Genomic DNA, 13,506 nt, shown 5'->3' with positions numbered 1-13,506 from the left:
CTATTCTCCAGCATCAATTTCGATTTCGATACCTTTCTCTTGATAATAAGAAAAGTTATTAAGTACTTCGTCTATACCCAATAACTCCTTTTCACTTAACGCTGTAACGGACGCATCGTCCATAAGTTCCCCTCTTTCAGGCTCTTTGCTCGGAATGTATACTAAGTCGTCGCCGTCCCGGGCACTTGCTATTAATGTAGTAAATCCGTTTTCCTTCAATTTTTTTAATAAAGGAACAGTTATTGGCTCGTTCATAAAAATTTGTGTTGATAAATACTTAACAAATAGAGGCATTTGGGTGTTTTATTATTTTATATAAATATGCGCAGAAAAAATATTAGCTTTAACGATAAACATCAAAAAGACAATATTTTTGAACAATGGGTTTGGTGTTTTCTAATCGATTTGTTATAAATGCTATCAAAAAGTAAAGAGGAACTATTAGCAGTCATCGCAGAGCAAGAGAGAACTATCTTGAAGTTGGAGGAGAGTAATCAATTGAAAATAAAGTGGATTAGTTTGCTTGTGCATGACCTGAGAGGTTTTCTGGGAAATACAATTTGGTTTGTAGATAACTATTTAAAGCGCGGAATTGGCGACGAGGTGTTTTTGGAGCTATTACCGGAATTAAAAAAAACAGCCGAGCTGCAGTTGGAGGGGTTTAACAAAACCGTTGTTTGGGCAAGAGAGCAATCGGTGGTGTTAGATGAGGACCCCGTAGCACTTAATTTGAAAGCCATTATAGCTTCCGTATTGGAACAGCATAATGCTGCTATCCAAGCAAAGCAAATAACAGTCTCCGTCTCTTATTATGAAGAAGTAATGCGCGCTAGTGGCTATCCAATGCTGACTCAGTTTGTTATTAAGCATGTGCTGGATAATGCTATTAAATTTACTGATAAGGGAGGAAGTATCTCTATTAGATTGGAACAAGTGGATAATAGCAGAATATATGTTGACATTGTAGATGCCGGAATAGGAATGAATGAAGAAACACTCAAAAATATTTATAATCCAGGTAAGATCAAGTACCTTGGGACCGCAGGGGAAACAGGAATTGGGATTACGTTAATGATTTGCCGAGATTTTATGGATATGCAAAAGGGAAGACTTTCTGTACAGTCGTCCCTTGGAAGCGGAACAACAGTAAGACTTGAATTTATAAAAGCTACTAATTGATGAATTTATGGCCACGCCCCACATATTAATAGCCGACGATCATTCTATTGTTAGGTTGGGTATTTCCCTTATTATTCAAAAGCAATATCCCAAAGCCATTATTAGACAAACGGATAACTACCAGGGGGTATTGGACATGGTAGCAAAAGAAGACTTTCATTTAATCGTATTAGATATCAAAATGCCAAATGGAAGTTTCCAAAAGACCTTGAATTTTATCAAAAAGAAACGATGCGAAACAAAGGTATTGGTTTTTTCTACACTTGAGGAAGAACTTTACGCCGCTAAATATTTGAAGGCAGGAGCTGACGGCTTTCTTCAAAAACAAGTAAGTGAAGAAAGTGTGAGGACTGAATTGGAGAAAATGATACGGAAAACAGGGTACACCAACAGCTGATAGCTAGGATAGCAGCTTGTAAAACCAAAATTGTTTGTGTACCAACTGTTCCTTTTTGTAAATAAGTAACACTTTGAAAAAATATTTGAATTTTTTTTATTAAAATAAAAAATAAATTGTATTTTTATCAAAGAATATAAACTTATATCATATCGACGTTTTTCATGTGTGAATAGTCTAAGCACAATAAGTACCCGTTGGTGGTTCTACGGGTACTTGTGCTGGACGCTTTAAAATCTTAACCATTATTCTACCGTTACTGATTTTGCCAAGTTTCTAGGCTGGTCGACATTGCAACCCCTCATAACGGCAATGTGATAGGATAGCAGTTGCAGCGGGATTGTGGCTAAAATAGGTGTTAATGCTTCTTCACAAAACGGAATTTCGATGATATAATCTGCTATGTCTCGGATGACCGTATCTCCCTCGGTTACAATAGCGATGATCTTACCTTTACGTGCTTTCACTTCCTGTATATTACTGATAATTTTTTCGTACGAAGAATCTTTAGTAGCAATAACTACAACAGGCATTTGCTCATCTATTAAAGCAATCGGACCATGCTTCATTTCTGCGGCCGGATAGCCTTCGGCATGAATGTAAGAAATTTCTTTTAGTTTAAGTGCCCCTTCAAGTGCTACAGGAAAGTTGATACCGCGGCCAAGGAATAAGCAATTCGTACTGTCCTTAATTTCGCTTGCAATTAATTGTACAAGTGGCTCGCTTTTTAAGCAGCTTGTGATGAGATCCGGTGTTTTTTGCAATTCGGCTAGTAAGGTCGCAATTCTGGAGGAAGGCAAACTGCCTTTATGATTTGCTATATAAAGGGCTAAAAGTGAAAGCGCGGTCACCTGCGCCGTAAAGGCCTTGGTAGAAGCGACGCCGATTTCCGGGCCTGCATGGGTATACATCCCGGCATGCGATAGTCGTGGAATAGAAGATCCGACAACATTGCATATTCCAAAGATCGTTGCTCCGGCTTTTTTTGCTAACTCTACCGCTGCCATCGTATCTGCTGTTTCGCCTGACTGCGAAATGGCAATGACTATATCGTCTTTACCGATAATAGGATTCCTATACCTAAATTCGGAAGCATATTCTACCTCTACGGGTATCCGTGCATATTCCTCAATTAGGTACTCACCTACCAATCCAGCGTGCCATGAAGTTCCGCAAGACACAATAATAATCCGTTGTGCCTGCAAAAATTTATTGGCGTATTCGCTTATTCCTCCAAGGTTGATTCGTGCTTCCTCTGCATGGATTCGTCCGCGCATACAGTTGGCAATGGAACGCGGCTGCTCATGAATTTCTTTAAGCATAAAATGTTCGTATCCACCTTTCTCTAACGCTTCCAGTTCTAATTCAAGCTCTTGAATATATGGAGTAATTTTCAGATTTGCGAGGTCTCTTATCTCCATATTTTCTCTGTTAAGAAATACAAGCACATTATCATCAGGATAATATACCTGCTTCGTATACTCAACAATCGGCGATGCATCAGAGGCAACAAAGTATTCATGTTCTCCTATTCCAATTACCATAGGGCTCCCTTTCCTGGCAGCAATTAATAAATCCGGTTCTTCTTTACTTAAGATTACGATGGCGAAAGCACCTGTAACATGTGTCAATGCAACTCGAACGGCTTCTCGCAAATCAGATTCACCCTCCATTTGAATCTGTTCTATTAATTTAATAAGAACTTCCGTGTCGGTGTCGCTTAAAAATGTATGTCCTTTTTGAACAAGCATTTCCTTGATTGCAGCGTAATTTTCTATAATTCCGTTGTGAACGATAGCTAATTTTTGGCTCCCGGAAAGATGGGGGTGTGCATTTCTGTCACTCGGTGCTCCATGAGTAGCCCATCGTGTATGCCCCATTCCTAAACTACCGGACAGTTCTTCATTTTCTGCAAAGCGCTCGAGGTCATTCACTTTACCGGCTTTTTTGTAAATGTTCATTTCTCCATTTACAAGTGCGACACCCGCACTGTCGTATCCTCTGTATTCTAATCTTTTTAACCCTTTGATTATTATTTCCCAGGCATCCCTATGCCCAATATAGCCTACAATTCCACACATAAATAAAGCGTTTTTTTGAACGTGATTGTTTATAATATTTGTAAGGAGCTAAAATAGAACAAAAAGATAATCAACGCAACCGATTGCGTAACTATTTTATGGAGGCAATAGAGAAAGGTCAGTGCACAAACTTTATATTACATGTGAAGTATATTCAGCTAAAATATACCTGGCCTATAGTTTGAATTTTCGCCGCAAAGAATAGGCTTTGTAATCCAAATCAGGCTTAACTGAAACCCAAGAGCCATCATAAAGCCCCTGAACGTCAAAAAGTGCTGTAAATTCCTTCCACAAACTTTTTAAAAGGACTTGAAAAAGCCCCGTATCTTTCTCAATAATCAATAACGCATCGGGTTGGCTGATCATAAAATCTACTAAAATTTGTGCAAGCGTATCATGGAGATTATCTGAAGGAATGTAAGTGTAATTAATAAAGTTGTTGATCTCGTCATCGTTCAGATTGCTTTGTTGTTTGATGTTAAGGTAATAGCTGTTCTCAATGACTAATTTCCGAAATTGAATGACTGCATAGTTTTGTTGCGACGGTTGGTCACAATAAAATACATAATTCAATATACCCTCTTTTGGAGAGGTTGGCTTGCCGCTTTGTGTATGCAAAAAAGAAGAGAAAGGCCTTAAGCTTCTCTTCTTATCTAGTATGGTGTGGTTTATGTAAGGTGGTTTGGAATTGCTGTCTCCAATAGTTTGTTTTTTCATATATAAATAGATAGATGCTATAACATTTTTACAAAAATGATGCCTAATATCTATTTACCTTTTCCTTGAAACATGACCTTTACCGTCTTAAAAATTATTTGGAGGTCGGCAAAGAAGTTAATTCCTTGTAAATATTGCAAGTCTAATAACATCCGCTCACACATTTCATCAACCGTTTGCGCATATCCAAAATTAACCTGTCCAATAGAAGTAATACCTGGTTTGATAGTCAATAATTTTTTATAGCTCGGGGCTTTATCTACAATTTGCTTAATAAAATGTGCTCTTTCCGGACGAGGACCAACAATTGACATATCACCTTTTAACACATTCCAAAATTGCGGAATTTCGTCAAGGCGCGTTTTACGCATCAGCCTTCCCCATGGTGTGATACGTGGATCTACATCCTGAGCTAACTGCGGACCAAACTTCTCCGCATCAATATACATGCTTCTAAACTTATAGATGAAAAATGGTTTCTCATGTAAGCCGATACGTTCTTGTTTGTAAAAAACGGGCCCTTTTGAGCTTAGCTTGGTAATAATGGCAACTAATAAAAATAGGGGAAAGCCAAGAATCAAAGCCACTAGAGAAAATACGATATCAAAGCTTCTTTTGAAAAATTTAGACGTTATATCGAGCGCTTCACCTTTATTAATAAGAATGATAGGGAAGTCTGCATAGTGCAAAAAATTGTTTTCAATTAAACTGGTAAACGATGTTCTTAGCATCACATTAGGCACAACAATGCTTTGATCTACACTGGTAGCCTGCTTCATTTCTTGTATTTGCGAATCTCTTAACATGTCTCTTCTAATTATATGTTAAGCAAAAGCCAAGAAATATGCCAAATCCCCGAATGCCTGTTTATAGGTATTTAAACCCACTTTTTAGATTCAATTTCAATTTGTTAGCGATAATAAGTGGGGATTTTTTTCCACAAAATGGAGGGTTCGATTAGCGATCTATATTGCTTTGAGATCATTTCCAATACGCTTTATGCATGGAAAAGCATTTATTCCAAAGGGTGGGTAAATATCTATGGGCCAGTCCAAGCTTGTAACCGAACCATTTGGCGGCGGTAGAGAAAAAAGCTTTTGGAAGTTCAGTAACATGATGTTTAACGATATAAGAAAATTCAGACTTTACATATTTAAAACCTTCCGATTCTGCATGTCCAAAGTTTTGAAATATCCACGCATTGGTGGCGTGGAAAACGCCGATATCGAAATATCGTTTGAACTCTTCTTTTACCGAATAACTATGGGAATGATGGGCTTGCGCATCTGCGAGGTAGGCAAGTTGCCAACCATTTAAGATAATACGCCCGGCTGCTATAACATCTTCTCCCAAAATAGTGCCGCTCGGAAAGCCACCGGCTTCTTCAAATGCTGTTCTCCGATAGGCAGCAAAAGAGTTTGAGCAGGAGGCCGTTTTAATACCATACTTACTTCTATTATCCAGCCCGCGCAATTGCGAGTGTGCGGGGTAGTTAAATAGCCGGGCATGAGCTTCTAATCCTTTCGCTCCAATATGTGGAAGTTGGCGTCCGTAAGCTACTCCAATTTGAGGATTTTTGTCAAATACCTTTATTAGATTGCCTAGGGAATGCGCATTGGCAAGGACTGCATCTTGTGTCAGAAAAACGTATATGTCAGCATCGGGGAAGCGATTAACCGCCATCTGCCTCGTCCCTCCATGGTCAAAATCTTTTTTATCAATGTGGATAATCTCGAAATCTTTCATGGAAGGGTGCGACAGTGTACCATCGGTTGAGCCGGAGTCAATAATTACAACCTTATCGGGTTGAACAAGCTGTGTCTTAATGCTTTGAATTACGTCTGCCCATAACTTTCCGGCATTTAGGGTGGGAATATATAATATCGTTTTCATTTCTAACTACAACTTCTTAACAACAACCCTACCATAATCAGGATATCCGCTAACAATTTCCTCGTCGGCAATATAGGCGTGTCCGGTACCTTCTAAACGGATTGAGTTGTCCGTTTTGCCACCTTTATGCGTATTGCCTCTCAGTATAAGGTTGTTAGGGTTTTGGCTTATTAATGTTCTATTTAATTTTCCACCCTGAAGAGAAATAAGTTCGTTAAACTCTACTACTAAGTTCTTGGAGCCTTCATCTATAATACAAGCGTTAACCGATTCGATAATATTGTGTTCCAGACGAACTGCATCGGCTGTCTTTCTAACAGTAATAGCATAACCGGAAGTACTCTTTATACTATTATTTGCAAGTGAAGCACTCTTTGATTTGACAAGTAGGACGGCGCCGGTTGGTTGGTTGCTGAAAATCTTATTTTCGTTCAGTATTACACGACCTTGCAGGTTAATATTCAAGCTCGCATTGGTAAGCAAGTTACGGGTTAAAATGAGCGAATCTATCGTAATACCATTTGGTAGCAATAAAGTTCGGAGCTTATTCCCTGCTAATTGTAAAGTAGTACCTTTCGTGTTTGCAAGTGCAGTTAAGGCATCGAACGTGTTATTCTTTAAAAAAATCGTATTAAACGACTTTACAATTTCTACTTTATTATCAGTGATATTGTTTTCGGCCTGGATAATACCGCAGCGTTCTAAGTAAAGTGCCGGGCGATTCGATCGCTGCGATCTATTATTGAAGAGTTGAACTTCGCTTACATTAACTAAAGTAGCCAATCCCGATCCGTCCACTGTTGATTTGCCTGCAACAAATCCGTTATTCAAGCTCCTGTTGCTTTTTATAATACAGTGAATGGGAAAAGGGTCGGAAGTTATTTTATTGTTGATATCAATAGCATCAGCCGCGTTATGATTCAATGTATTGTTGGAAATGTCAAAGTACTGCTCTTTTTTTGCTTTCCCGAAGCCAATCTGAATAGCACTCATTCCATTGTACGCGATGTGGTTATTTTTTATAGTTGCTCTGCCGCTTCCGTGCATAAAAATACCATTCTCGCCATTTTTTATTATCTGATTGTTTTCGATCTTAATGTTACTGCAAGATAGTAATCGAATCCCGGTTCCTGCTTGATAGGTCGAGGCTGACTGGCGCGCGGAACCGTAGGAGGTGATGTTGCTGTTCCTAATAGCGATGGTATCACACTCATAAAACAGCATGCCGGGAAAGGCATATATTTTTTTGTCATTTCCTTTGATGTGGGTATCTGTAATGCGAATATTGGTGCTTTTTGAGACATACAATGCTTCGTTTACGGTAAATGCGCGAAAACGCAGGTTTACGTTCCTTAAATTTCTTCCAAAGAATAGAGGAGCGGAGGAATTTTGGACAACACGGGTGAAGTTCTGTGTGTCGCTCGGAAGAACTTGTTTTAATAACCCTAAACATTTTATATTAATATCCGACTTCAAAACCAGTGTTTTTACTAAGTAGGTCCCTTCCGGGATCAAAATAGTATCTCCTCTTTGTGCCGCCTTGATGGTTCGTTGTATATTTTCCGTATCATCTGCCTTACCGTCTCCTTTCGCTTGAAAGGCTTGTACATTCAACACCTGATAAACTTGTGTGTTTTCGGTTTTCTTGGTATCGGCGCCCTTGTTGGATTTCGGCTTTGTTTGGCAGCATGAACAGCACCAAAGAATGAGGCTCATAGAAATAAACCAGAATTTTGTAAGTAGCACTTTTTTCATCTTGACATGCTCTACGAGTTATGAAAGTATTGCTTTCCAGGTCTGAATTGCGGTATGTTCCCACTGAAAAGCGTTTATTCGTTTCCTTCCTTCTTCGATATAATAATTCCTAAGTTCGTTATTGTTAACCAATTGCTCGATTCCATTTGCCATTTCGTTAATATTTAAAGGGTCAACGCATAAAGCACCGGGGCCGGCTATTTCCGGAAGTGAGCTGACGTTTGACGTCAAAACAGGCGTGCCGGATGCCATCGCTTCCAATATAGGTAATCCAAATCCTTCCATTAAGGATGCGTAAAGAGTGACCAAAGCACCCTTATAAAGTTGTGGCAAAGTCTCTTCTTGTATGAAACCTAAAAATTTTATTCTTTCGCGGACGCCCGAACGTTCTGCCTCTTGAAGCAAGAAAGTATCAGGCTCACCCGAAAGCGCGAAAATTATCTCTTTATCTATTGCAGCACGCGCAAAAGCGCGAATCATTGCAGGAATGTTTTTATTCTTGCGCCGGTTACCAATATACAATAGGTAAGGACGGTCAAGCTTTATACGCTCCTCATTCTGAATAAACCGTTCGTCTACACCGTTGTAAATGACTGTAATGAGGTGTTCATCAATACCAAGAAGTTGGACCAGTTGCTGTTTGCTGTGGTGTGAAACGGTGATTATTTTTTTTGCTTTCTTTGCTAATCGCGCAATGACTTGTTGATAGTATATTTTATGTAGAGGAGAGTAATAAAATAAGTGCATCAAGTCGTGTATCGTAATGACAAAAGGTATGCTGGAGAAAGCGGGTGGCATAAAGGATGGACTGTAGAAAATGTCTGCAGTAGAAGAACGGATTGCTTTTCCCAACATGAAGGGGGAATAAAGGCTCCCCAATCGCATATTGCTTTTAACATGCTCACCCACTACATGTGGTGGTTTTCTGTCCATTACCTCTCGGTACAGCCTGCCAATTCCTGTATTTCCTGCCCACCTGCTGTCAATAAGCACCTTTGTGTTCATTTAAAATCCGATTTTTATTTTTTCCTTAACTATTGTTTGAAAACTTCCCAATACAAATGCCAACTGTAAATAAAGTATGATGTCGTTATCATATCCTGAATAGAGAATCATCATAATGGCTAGTAGAGGCAAAAATACTGCCAGCCAGAAACTACGGAGATTATTCATATGTATACAGTAGCGATAAAAAAACCAAAGGAAGAGGCAATAAGAGATGAATCCTACGATACCAAGTTCCAGGTAATTGGACAAAAAAGTGTTGTGAATATGAGGCTCACCATGGTAGTAAGCTGCGTGTCGCCGTAAAAAATCCCCTCCCTTCAAGAAACCATTGCCCCACGGACGGATTTCATCAAAATGTTGAAAAAAGGCCTTCCAATAAGTTATTCGTACCCCCATACCATCATTGGAAGCCGTGAGTGTGTCTACACGTAAAACTTTTACAAATAGGTAAGGCGTCAATGCGCATAGACCAACAAGCAAAGCAGCTCTGATTGGCTTTTTTGCAAAAAACCAAAAAACAAGAAACACGCCAATGAGTAATGCTACGATAGGCGTTCTCGATAGTGAAAGAAAGGCGAGCAAAAAAACAAGTAAGATCCGCAGACAACTTATACGGGAATCCCTTACCAGCGGAATTAAGAGGTAGATGAAGCCTAATAAGGCCAGTCTGGCTCCAAACATATTTTTATCACTTAATCCCCAAAAAAATAATTCTTTATTATATAGAGCGCTGCCCTTAGCGGAAGAAGAGGCACCTGTTAACAAATGAAAATGGAACGCTTGATGGTATACAAGTAATTGTATAAAACACAGTAAAAAGATAATATGCATCGTCCAGTCGATTATACGGACAAGACTTGCTTTGTCAAGCTGATTTAACCGGTAAATGCCGGTTATAAAAAAACAGATATTGATAAGCATTTTTATCAGGCTGTCCCGTATTTGCGGTTGTCCATTTGTTGTAAGGAAGAAGCTTCCGCAGGCGTAGAGAACGAACGCACTGATAGCTAAAAACCAGGGTTGCCGCAGGAACTTTTTCAGGCTTTTTGGATCCAATTGATATGCGCTGATAAAAAATATAACCGATGCAAGAAGAAACACAATGGGGTATACTTTCCACGGTAGAAACACACTCAGTATGGCTAAACAGAATAATAGCTCTGTTAAAAAATAACGTTTATGCCCTGCTTCCACGGATCGTTTCATTTAATACAGTTGAATACTCATTTATCATCCTTTGTTTGCTGAGAATAGCTTCTACCGATTTGCGCGCATTTTTTACCAAGGTATCGTACAATAAGGGCTCGTCATACAAACGCTGTATCGCATCGCCCAACGAGTTCATCTCTTCTGATGTACACAATAACCCATTAAAGCCCTCTATAACGGTCTCTTGTAAACCTCCCACGGCATTCGCAATAACCGGCAGATGGTAAGCAAGCGCTTCTATTGCCACCATGCCTAAGGGTTCCTGCCAAAGTGATGGAACCACTAACACATCAATAGTTTTATAAAATGCCGCCGGATCTGTATAGCCGATAAACGAAATATTCGCACCCTCGGCTTTGGCTTTTAAGAAGCGCTCATAGTCCTCTTTTCCACCACCGGCAATTTGTAGTTGAGCATTGATCGAAAGGCGTTTAAATTGGTCTAATAACCATTCAATCCCCTTCTTTTCTGCTAAGGTGCCTATATAGCCAATGGTGAAATTAGTATCATGCGCTCTTGGCTGTGGTAATGGCGTTTCAGGTATTTCCCTGGTATTGTATATGACGTATTTTTTGGCTTTATCAAAGTATTGATACTGTTCAAAGCGTCTCAGAATAAACTTACTAATACCAATCACCGCGTCTACTTTACCCGACAATTTTTTATGCTTTTGCCTTAATAAAGCACAACTAAAACACTGCGTGTCGCACGAAGCATCATCTTTAAACATATCACTGTTTGGACATAGCAAATACAGATCGTGGAGTACCTGAACAATTGGGATATTCGCAGCTTTTATTTCATCCCAAACCGCAACACTCCAGCCAACTAAATTATGACATGAAACAATATCAGGCTTTTCTTTCTCGATAACCTTTTTAACGACTTGCCTCATGGCTGCATTGTATCGATCCCGTGCATGCCAAAACATTCGATCTAGTTTTCCTGTTCGTATTTTTTCAAAAGGCCAGTATAAATTTTTTAATGCCGTTCTATAAACCTTTATATGGTCAATCTCTTCTGTGCTCAAATCACCTGTGGGCTTTAAACTCAGTACAGCAACTTCATGCCCGGCGGCTTGCATCCCCTCCGCAATAGCTTTTAGGGAGATTTCTGCTCCCCCCTGTATAAGGGGGCTATATAAGGCATTTATATAGAGTATTTTCATGATAATAAATTATCTTAGCGCGATGATACTTCATCTATCAGAGGTACAGTTTATGTTTTCTTTCATCAAATTAGGTATTCTTATTGAATTTATCCGTTAAAAGTTCCCTATACGTACGGATTAAATCCACTCCGATTTGATGGTTATTATTTCGATATTGCACGTACCTAAGTAATCGATCCCCTTTTTCCTTAAAAATATGATTGCTATGCTTCTTTAACGCAACGGCCTTGGCGATAGTTTTCCTCAATATAGATTCGTGCTGATGCTTGTCGTCATAGTTATAGGTAAGCATATCAGCATGCATTTCATTCATATCCGCTATTGTACCAATAAGGGGGCAAATCACAGTTTTTCCGTAAGAAAATGCTAGAATAGCAGTGCCCGAATTTAAACTGCTTTCTAAATCATAAGGTAATATTAATAAATCGGCTTCGCGAAAGAAGTAGGGTATTTCAGCGTCGTCAATAAAACGTAACTGAAGATTTAAGTTATCCGCACCTGTAGCCATCTTTTCCAGCTCTCGCCTGTATTTATCTGTCGAAGGCTTTCCGGCTATGGTCAATTGTAATTCCTTGTTAAATTCCCATGCTAATTTAATCAACAATTCAATGTTTTTATAAGGCTTAACGACTCCCATAAAAAGCAACTTTAATAAGTTGGAATCTTCCGGGCCCGGTTGAATAGGTCCATATACGTTAATAAAGTTTGGATGGGGTATGTATATGATTTTGGCAGTGGTTTGTCTATCGCGTTGTGCTAATATACTGGCTGAGGCATGGCTATGAATAATGATGCGGTCGGCCCATTTGACAAGCAGGGCAGTAAGGGTGCGACTAAAGAAACGAAGGCCTTTTTCATGCGAACTTCGATTATGCATGGTCCATATGAGCGGCTTTCTAAATAATTTAATCGCTAGAAGTACAATCATTTTTCGGAAAAAACTCCGAAAAGCGACAAAAAAACTGCTGTCATCAACATTTTCGAACCAGTTAAGATGCACTAGATCAATTGATTTGAAATGCTTATATGACGAAAAGAAACTGTCCAACGGGTAGATCTCAAAACCCGATTCACGTAATGGGGCGACCATTAAGCTGATATATTGATTTTCTTTATTATCCGGCGGGTTGAATACAATCTTCACTATTTCGTTTCTCTTAAATTTATACTCTTTACTGCGGCAATAAAAATATCCTTTATTTGTATGTCAAACACGCGACGGTGTTTGAGCCACAGCCAAAAATTGCCAAATAGGGAATAGCGCATGGATAGCGCCATCGTGAAAATTTTTCTTTTGCTCATGAGATAATCTTGCTTCTTCACAAGATACCTGTGAATAACAAGAGCCTCTTCATTAGCTGGTTTTTCACTAAGAAATGCTCTTAACCAGTTCGCATAGCCGATGTTTGCCTCCATTTTATGTAAGTTATTTCCCGTTGAGGTGATGGACAAAGCGTTACTTCTGTATCGGAAAACAGCCTTATTAGTATGTGCAATACCGAGTTGTCCCGTAGCCATAAAAGCTGTTATATCGTCCGAACCCCAGGCAAGGGGGAGCTTATAAAATCCATCTTGCTTTCTAAGTGGTTCAACGCGATATACAAAGTCAGAAATGTAGTTTGAACGATACTGAGCCAAGCGGTGCCAAATGCTATCATATACGTTTTCAAACGACGGATGTGCCGGTGTTAGCATCATGGTTTCACCTTCGTCGTTGATTATTTTGCTTCGACAATGATATACATTTAATGTTGGATATTGTTGAATAAGTTTCGAGAACTCCTGCAAATAATCCGGCTCTAATTCATCATCATCGCCCATAATCATCAGATACTTTCCCTTGGCTAGCGATAAACACTTATTCCAATTGTCAACGAGATTAATGGCTCCGACATTTTTGTCATTGCGGTAATAATGTATCCGATTGTCCTCAAATTGTTGCACGATAAGATCTACAGGTTCGGGGGAACAGTCGTTCAATATAATCAACTCAAAGTTATCGATGGTTTGTTGCAAAATACTTTCTATACACGATTGTAGGTATCGGCTTTTATAAGCAGGTATGCAAATGGAAAATTCAACCATGGATGTATAAC

Annotated in this window: 13 protein-coding genes; 2 read left to right on the top strand and 11 right to left on the bottom strand. The window is 39.2% G+C overall.

What is annotated here, in order from left to right:
* Entirely contained in the window at nt 1-255 is a 255-nt protein-coding gene (locus M1D52_RS21080) for a hypothetical protein (protein ID WP_130856226.1), read from the bottom strand.
* Between the two features lie 159 nt (nt 256-414).
* Here M1D52_RS21080 and M1D52_RS21075 point away from each other — a divergent pair, with 159 nt between their 5' ends.
* Both M1D52_RS21075 and M1D52_RS21070 read left to right on the top strand, forming a co-directional pair.
* Complete coding sequence (locus M1D52_RS21075) at nt 415-1,179, top strand: sensor histidine kinase (protein WP_130856227.1); 765 nt, start codon at nt 415-417, stop codon at nt 1,177-1,179.
* 7 nt (nt 1,180-1,186) lie between these two features.
* Nucleotides 1,187-1,576 carry a response regulator gene (locus tag M1D52_RS21070; RefSeq protein ID WP_289553930.1) on the top strand — a complete coding sequence of 130 codons (390 nt, stop codon included), beginning with the start codon at nt 1,187-1,189 and terminating at the stop codon, nt 1,574-1,576.
* Nucleotides 1,577-1,821: 245 nt separating this feature from the next.
* Here M1D52_RS21070 and glmS read toward each other — a convergent pair whose 3' ends face one another.
* The 10 genes from glmS to M1D52_RS21020 form a co-directional block, all read right to left on the bottom strand.
* Complete coding sequence (gene glmS, locus M1D52_RS21065; protein ID WP_437393462.1) at nt 1,822-3,657, bottom strand: glutamine--fructose-6-phosphate transaminase (isomerizing); 1,836 nt, start codon at nt 3,655-3,657, stop codon at nt 1,822-1,824.
* A 174-nt stretch (nt 3,658-3,831) separates the two neighbouring features.
* Nucleotides 3,832-4,374, bottom strand: a complete 543-nt coding sequence (locus M1D52_RS21060) for a DUF6934 family protein (protein WP_437393460.1) — start codon at nt 4,372-4,374, stop codon at nt 3,832-3,834.
* Between the two features lie 50 nt (nt 4,375-4,424).
* Nucleotides 4,425-5,180, bottom strand: a complete 756-nt coding sequence (locus M1D52_RS21055) for a sugar transferase (protein WP_013665346.1) — start codon at nt 5,178-5,180, stop codon at nt 4,425-4,427.
* Between the two features lie 175 nt (nt 5,181-5,355).
* Nucleotides 5,356-6,267, bottom strand: a complete 912-nt coding sequence (locus tag M1D52_RS21050) for a glycosyltransferase family 2 protein (RefSeq protein WP_130856230.1) — start codon at nt 6,265-6,267, stop codon at nt 5,356-5,358.
* 6 nt (nt 6,268-6,273) lie between these two features.
* Nucleotides 6,274-7,983 (bottom strand): right-handed parallel beta-helix repeat-containing protein, encoded by a 1,710-nt coding sequence (locus M1D52_RS21045; RefSeq protein WP_013665348.1) that lies wholly within the window; start codon nt 7,981-7,983, stop codon nt 6,274-6,276.
* A 57-nt stretch (nt 7,984-8,040) separates the two neighbouring features.
* Nucleotides 8,041-9,027 (bottom strand): glycosyltransferase family 4 protein, encoded by a 987-nt coding sequence (locus M1D52_RS21040; RefSeq protein ID WP_437393459.1) that lies wholly within the window; start codon nt 9,025-9,027, stop codon nt 8,041-8,043.
* The gene (locus M1D52_RS21035) at nt 9,028-10,236 is read right to left on the bottom strand and encodes an O-antigen ligase family protein (RefSeq protein ID WP_013665350.1); all 1,209 of its coding nucleotides are present in this window, start codon (nt 10,234-10,236) and stop codon (nt 9,028-9,030) included.
* The gene (locus tag M1D52_RS21030) at nt 10,208-11,407 is read right to left on the bottom strand and encodes a glycosyltransferase family 4 protein (RefSeq protein ID WP_437393458.1); all 1,200 of its coding nucleotides are present in this window, start codon (nt 11,405-11,407) and stop codon (nt 10,208-10,210) included. Before M1D52_RS21030 ends, M1D52_RS21035 begins: the two co-directional genes overlap by 29 nt.
* Nucleotides 11,408-11,477: 70 nt before the next feature.
* A complete protein-coding gene (locus M1D52_RS21025; protein WP_437393457.1) occupies nt 11,478-12,554 on the bottom strand; it encodes a glycosyltransferase in 1,077 nt (358 codons plus the stop codon).
* Nucleotides 12,554-13,495, bottom strand: coding sequence for a glycosyltransferase family 2 protein (locus tag M1D52_RS21020; protein WP_130856234.1), 942 nt, complete (start codon nt 13,493-13,495; stop codon nt 12,554-12,556). The genes M1D52_RS21025 and M1D52_RS21020 overlap by 1 nt, the downstream gene beginning before the upstream one ends.
* Nucleotides 13,496-13,506: the final 11 nt, after the last annotated feature.

Source organism: Olivibacter sp. SA151, assembly GCF_054130995.1.
Note: the sequence above shows the minus strand (reverse complement) of the source record. Positions and strands in the feature narration are given on the sequence as shown.

Coding starts and splice junctions, on each gene's coding strand:
- M1D52_RS21080 (WP_130856226.1), bottom strand. CDS start 255: ATGAACGAGCCAATAACTGTTCCTTTATTAAAAAAATTGAAGGAAAAC.
- M1D52_RS21075 (WP_130856227.1), top strand. CDS start 415: ATGCTATCAAAAAGTAAAGAGGAACTATTAGCAGTCATCGCAGAGCAA.
- M1D52_RS21070 (WP_289553930.1), top strand. CDS start 1,187: ATGGCCACGCCCCACATATTAATAGCCGACGATCATTCTATTGTTAGG.
- glmS (WP_437393462.1), bottom strand. CDS start 3,657: ATGTGTGGAATTGTAGGCTATATTGGGCATAGGGATGCCTGGGAAATA.
- M1D52_RS21060 (WP_437393460.1), bottom strand. CDS start 4,374: ATGAAAAAACAAACTATTGGAGACAGCAATTCCAAACCACCTTACATA.
- M1D52_RS21055 (WP_013665346.1), bottom strand. CDS start 5,180: ATGTTAAGAGATTCGCAAATACAAGAAATGAAGCAGGCTACCAGTGTA.
- M1D52_RS21050 (WP_130856230.1), bottom strand. CDS start 6,267: ATGAAAACGATATTATATATTCCCACCCTAAATGCCGGAAAGTTATGG.
- M1D52_RS21045 (WP_013665348.1), bottom strand. CDS start 7,983: ATGAGCCTCATTCTTTGGTGCTGTTCATGCTGCCAAACAAAGCCGAAA.
- M1D52_RS21040 (WP_437393459.1), bottom strand. CDS start 9,027: ATGAACACAAAGGTGCTTATTGACAGCAGGTGGGCAGGAAATACAGGA.
- M1D52_RS21035 (WP_013665350.1), bottom strand. CDS start 10,236: ATGAAACGATCCGTGGAAGCAGGGCATAAACGTTATTTTTTAACAGAG.
- M1D52_RS21030 (WP_437393458.1), bottom strand. CDS start 11,407: ATGAAAATACTCTATATAAATGCCTTATATAGCCCCCTTATACAGGGG.
- M1D52_RS21020 (WP_130856234.1), bottom strand. CDS start 13,495: ATGGTTGAATTTTCCATTTGCATACCTGCTTATAAAAGCCGATACCTA.